The sequence below is a fragment of the Streptomyces sp. NPDC005803 genome, from assembly GCF_040630435.1.
GTDB lineage: Bacteria > Actinomycetota > Actinomycetes > Streptomycetales > Streptomycetaceae > Streptomyces.
This window is the reverse complement of the sequence record NZ_JBEXXO010000068.1, coordinates 1-3,101: the sequence shown is the minus strand read 5'-3', so window position 1 is coordinate 3,101 and position 3,101 is coordinate 1. Positions and strand designations below refer to the sequence as shown.

Here is a 3,101-nt window from a genome sequence, read left to right as displayed (position 1 = left end):
CCGTGACCTGGTTCGACAGGTGCGTCGAGTCGTAGTCGAGCTGGCATTCCTCATACGGCCACTCGCCGAGGTCTACGCGTTCCCCGAAGGTATACGCGGGGTTGAACGCGTTGTATCGGGAGGACCGTGACCGGAAGGTGATGACGCCGTCGGCGTCAACGTAGTGGGCGCCGTTCTCCGTGTCGACGACCGCCTGCAGAGCGCTCATGGCGTCCTGGCCCTCGATGGTGGCCGGGCCCATCGACGTTGTCATACCGCTCTCAACGTTCGTAGTGCCGTTGTACTTCGCGTACCGCAGGATTCGCTGGTAGCGGGCACTGCTGGACTCGCCGGCGGCCGCGTTCCTCCACGCGGTGTAGATGTTCACCTGCGCATCCGACGAGAGCGCCGTGGGGAACTCGGCGATGAAAGACATTTCGCCCTTGAAGTTGTACGTGGTGCCGTTACCGACGGTCGGGTCGACCCAGCCGCCGACGTTGTCGGAAACCAGGTTGGTCGGCTCCGTGCTGGGGTCGGCGCTGTAGAACGTGGAGATGCCGTCCAGAGTGAAGATGATTTTGCCGGTGGCGCGGCTGTAGCTACATATGGCGAGGTGCCAGTTGCCGTCGGAAACCACGTTGGTGTTACTCGGCTGATAGGCCAAGCCGCCCCCGGTCGTGGGGCCGCCCATCGCCATACGGAGAAGGCCAGCACCGGTGATGAAGAAGTACAGCATCGAGCCGGAAGGGTTGCCGTTGGCGCGGGTACGGGAGAAGGCCGACCAAAGGCAGGCCAGGCTGGTCGGGGCCGGTCCGGTGTAGCGGAATGCGAACATGCGCGTCCACTGAGCTGGATCTGCCGGGCCGAGGATGCCGGCGGACGACAACTTGAGGAACGATGCGCCGCCGGTGATCAGGTTCGTGCCGGGGTTGCTGTTGCTGATCGTCGCTACGGTGCCCGCACTGCCGGTGTAGGTGCCGTTCGTTGCGTCGTTCGCTGTGATGGCGGCGCCGAAAGCGATGCTGCCGGCACCGTACTTGCCGATCCCAATCTGGATGGGCGCGTTGTTGCCTGCCCAGTCCGCCAGGGTCGTGCTGCCGGCCGGGTCGTCGAGTTTGTAGACGAACCGGGGATTATTGGCGTTCATCTCCATCGTCAGGGCGTCGGACAACTGCTGCTGGCTCAGCAGGGAGAACGTGTCGACCGCGTTCGGCTCCACCACGCTGTAGAGGCCCTCCATGTCCCAGGAGGACGGCCAGCGCTCGGTGAAGCCGGCGTAGATCGCCGACCAGGCACCGGGGCACGTCCACGGGGTGGCGACGGTGCCCTTCTCCAACTGCCAGCCGTCGGCCTGGACGCTCACCGCTGTGGTGGTGTTCGCGTTGAGAGCGAAACCCGTAGACATGCCTACCGCGTTCGCCGGCGCCGTCGTGGTGATGGTCAGCGTCGTCCAGCCGGCGGAGGGCGACCCTGTCAGGACACTGCTCGTGCCGTAGACGTATGAGGGCGGGGTGGAGAGGCCGTAGGTGTACCAGCCGAAGAAGGGCTTGACGTCCACGGTCGAGGAGGCGGTGATGTTCCGTACGCGGATCTGCATCGTGTACGTCTGGCCCGGGGCGACGGCCGCGCGCAGGGTGAAACCCACCCGGAGGCCGGCCGCCGCGGCCGCCGGTACGGCGAACTGTAGGACGGAGCCGCCCTGCCACGCCGTGCTTGTCGAGACGAACGCCCCGCCGCTGGTATCGGCCGAGCTGAAGATGTTAGTGGTGGCGGAGCGGATGGGGCCGGTCGCACCGCCGAGGTCGCCGCCGGTCGCCGCGACCTGTTCCAGCAGGTTCCGGGTCGGCGGCCACTGGGCGCGCCGGCGGTATGGCTGGTACGGGGCGATGTGGCCGGCGAACGGGCTCGTCGCGTTGGCGGGATCGAGGGCGGCGTCGGTGTTGGCCAGTCGTAGCGATGCCTCACCGGATCGGACCTGGTCGGTCTCGTACTGCCGGCCCCGCTGTACGGACACGGTGCCCCGTGTCCGGTCGCTGATCTCGACGTAGCGGTCCCGGGGCTGGGCGCCGCCGTTGGCGTTCCAGTACGCGCCCCAGCCGTCCTCGATGTACGGCCAGTTGGGGTTGTACGGGCCGCCGGCCCGGGTGTTGACGTGGGACACCTGAACGACGCTGCCCGGAACCTCCGCAGCGCCGGCCGCCGCCTCGAACTGGCAGGTGATCCGGGATGCGTCCCAGGTGTAGGGCAGCGATGCCCGCTCGGTCCACGTGAGGCCGTCCGGGGAGGTGTCGGCGCGGAAGGTTCCGCCGGACTCCCGTAGGCGCCACCACCTGTGTTTGTGGGCGTCGTACTCCCCGATCGTGGCGGAGGTGGCCACGCCGGCGTTGGTGATGCTGAGCCGGAACACACCGGAGTCGTACCGCATGGTGGCGTCATCGCTCCCGCCGTTCCGCACACGGATGATCGTCTGGGTGTGGCCGGCACCGTTGGCTGCCGGCCCGATCTGTGCGTAGACGTACGAGCCGGTGGCGTCGTAGAGGGTGCTCGAGCCGAAAACGTTGGTCGCCGACACTGTCGGTACGGCTATGGCTACCGTGTCGTGGACGGTGTCCAGCGTCACCGCCCCGCCTGTGATGTTGTTCCAGAGCCTCGTGTCGAGCGAGGGCGCGGTGAACGGGTCCTGGAGCGTGTGCAGTTTCGGGTTGGCCACCGGGCACCACCTATCCGGCACCCGGTGGTGCCCTCGTGTCGGTTGTCAGCGCTGGTACTTGGAGTACGTGGTCGAGTTGCGCATGCCGAGGCGCAGCATCTGCTTCTCGACGACGTCGCGGAGGTTCTTTTCGGTGAGGACGTGGCCCTCGACGGCGACGTGCACCGTGTTGTGGACGACCGTGCCGCCGCCGCGACGAGCGCCGGCAACGGCGGGGCCGCTGAAGGCGAAGGAGTCCGTGCCGGCGTCCGCCATGCTTCCGGCGAGGCGGGTGATGGCGCGGGTGGCGTGGATTGCGCCGCCGTCCACGCCGGCCGCGACACCCTTGGGGATCCACTGCCCGATCGAGGCGAACACCCGGGACGGGGAGTGGATACCCAACGCCTTCTTGATCGCTTTCTGCATCGCCGTG

At 67.5% G+C, this 3,101-nt stretch carries 1 protein-coding gene and 1 pseudogene; both read right to left on the bottom strand.

Annotated elements, in window-relative coordinates; translation table 11 throughout:
- Window positions 1-2,689, bottom strand: a 2,689-nt coding sequence (locus tag ABZ454_RS38675) for a hypothetical protein (RefSeq protein ID WP_359544107.1), incomplete at its 3' end; no start/stop codon positions are given.
- A 45-nt stretch (window positions 2,690-2,734) separates the two neighbouring features.
- Window positions 2,735-3,101: pseudogene (locus ABZ454_RS38670) on the bottom strand (phage tail tape measure protein); the annotation flags it as partial.